The organism is Halorubrum trapanicum (genome assembly GCF_017873555.1).
Lineage (GTDB): Archaea > Halobacteriota > Halobacteria > Halobacteriales > Haloferacaceae > Halorubrum > Halorubrum trapanicum.
Window position 1 is genome coordinate 1 of the sequence record NZ_JAGGKE010000027.1, and the last position, 1710, is coordinate 1710.

1 tRNA gene and 2 rRNA genes are annotated in these 1710 nt (G+C 56.8%); all 3 read right to left on the reverse strand.

The features are described from left to right. Positions 1-1127, reverse strand: a 23S ribosomal RNA gene (locus J2744_RS15240); the annotation flags it as partial. A gap of 272 nt (positions 1128-1399) precedes the next feature. Then, positions 1400-1471 (reverse strand) — tRNA-Ala (locus J2744_RS15245). 161 nt (positions 1472-1632) lie between these two features. Further along, positions 1633-1710 (reverse strand): 16S ribosomal RNA (locus J2744_RS15250); the annotation flags it as partial.

A 1710-nucleotide genomic window follows, 5' to 3' on the forward strand; every position in this document is an offset into this window, starting at 1 on the left:
TCGCACTTAATCTACACTTTGGGACCTTAACCCGGCTCTGGGTTGTTCCCCTCACGGTACACAGGCTTACCCCGCGCACCGGACTCCCTTCGTCTACAGCGCCTGCGGGTTTGGAGTTCGACAGGATGGCCGACTCCTCTCGGAGGCGGGTCATCCAATCGGTAGCTCTACCCCGCGGGCTACCTCGGAAGAGGTCATGCTTCGACATGTTTCGGTTGGAACCAGCTGTTGCCAGGCTCGATGGGCCTTTCACCCCTACACACGAGTCACGAGAGGATATTGTAGAATACCAACTCTAACAGGCCTCCACGTGGCTTTCGCCACGCTTCACCTTGCTCGCGCGTAGATCGCCTGGTTTCGGGTCGCACCCAATTGACTCCCCGCGCTTGAACACGGTGGCCCTCACACGAATGTGCTGCGGCCGTATCGGTTTCCCTGCGCCTTCCCCGGTTCACGGGTTAGACTTGCCAATCAAGTGCACTCCCTGGGTCGTTTTTCAAAACGCACGACACGACGCCGGCTCGATTCTCTTCCTACTGGAGGATCGCTCCTCGGTCGTTTTGAGAATCGCCTTGTACGCCCTGTCGCTCGATCGCCAGCTGATTTCAGGCCCTATTGCACCGCCCTTTTCGGGGTGCTTTTCAGCGTTCGCTCACGCTACTTGTTCGCTATCGGTCTCGAGGAGTGTTTAGCCTTCTCAGGGGATGCCTGAGTTGTTCACAGAGGATATCCGACCCCTGCTACTCTGGTATTGACGCCTTCTGTACTGACTCATCTTACGGGGTTGTCACCCTGTTTCACGCTCCGTTCCAGGAGACTTCAGATGAGTTGTCGAGAATTGGTTGTCAACCCGAACACCACATTGGTCCGAAGACCTTCGGTTTGGGCTGTGTCGCGTTTACTCGCGGTTACTGACGACATCGCTGTTGCGTTCTTTTCCTTCCCTTACTGAGATGTTTCAATTCAGGGAGTTCCCTATTGCGCGTGGCAATTGTAAAACGGATTCCGATTCGGAGATCTCGTGTTCTTTCCCTCCATGCGGGTCCCACGAGCTTTTCGCAGCTTGGCACGTCCTTCGTCGGCTCTCGAGCCGAGCCATTCACCAGCTGGCACAGTAGCCAGTAGTGTGTCAGCCAACTCTCCAGAGGAGAGTGCTGACGGTGTCAAGTGACATAGTGTCACCCGACTGTATATGGTTCACTGACGTTCCACGAACTCGGATGAGTTCAGTGGACGTCTGGATCGCACGTATACACGGTTGTCATTGAATCGCCCCGGGTGTGACGGGGCGTTCGTCGAACCCTTCCCATCCGCGGTTTCCCGGGATGGTGCATCGGTCGTCGTGTTCGAATCGAGTCGCGTCTCCCACTTAAGGGGACGGATTCGCTTCGAACGGACATGGACTCACTGGGATTCGAACCCAGGGCATCCTCCTTGCAAGGGAGGCACTCTACCGCTGAGCTATGAGCCCACCTTCCCCGAAGGGAAGGTCTGGTGTGTTGTGTGAGCCGTGGTCGTTCTAAGGTGTCCAAGCCGGTGGGTGGCGGACGTGTACAGGCCAATGCGAATGAGTAGTGACCGTCTGAAGAGACGGTCTAAGGTGAGCCTCCCGAATGGGAGGTCTCGGGTCGGTGGAGGTGATCCAGCCGCAGATTCCCCTACGGCTACCTTGTTACGACTTAAGCCCCCTTGCGAAGCCCAGATTCGACG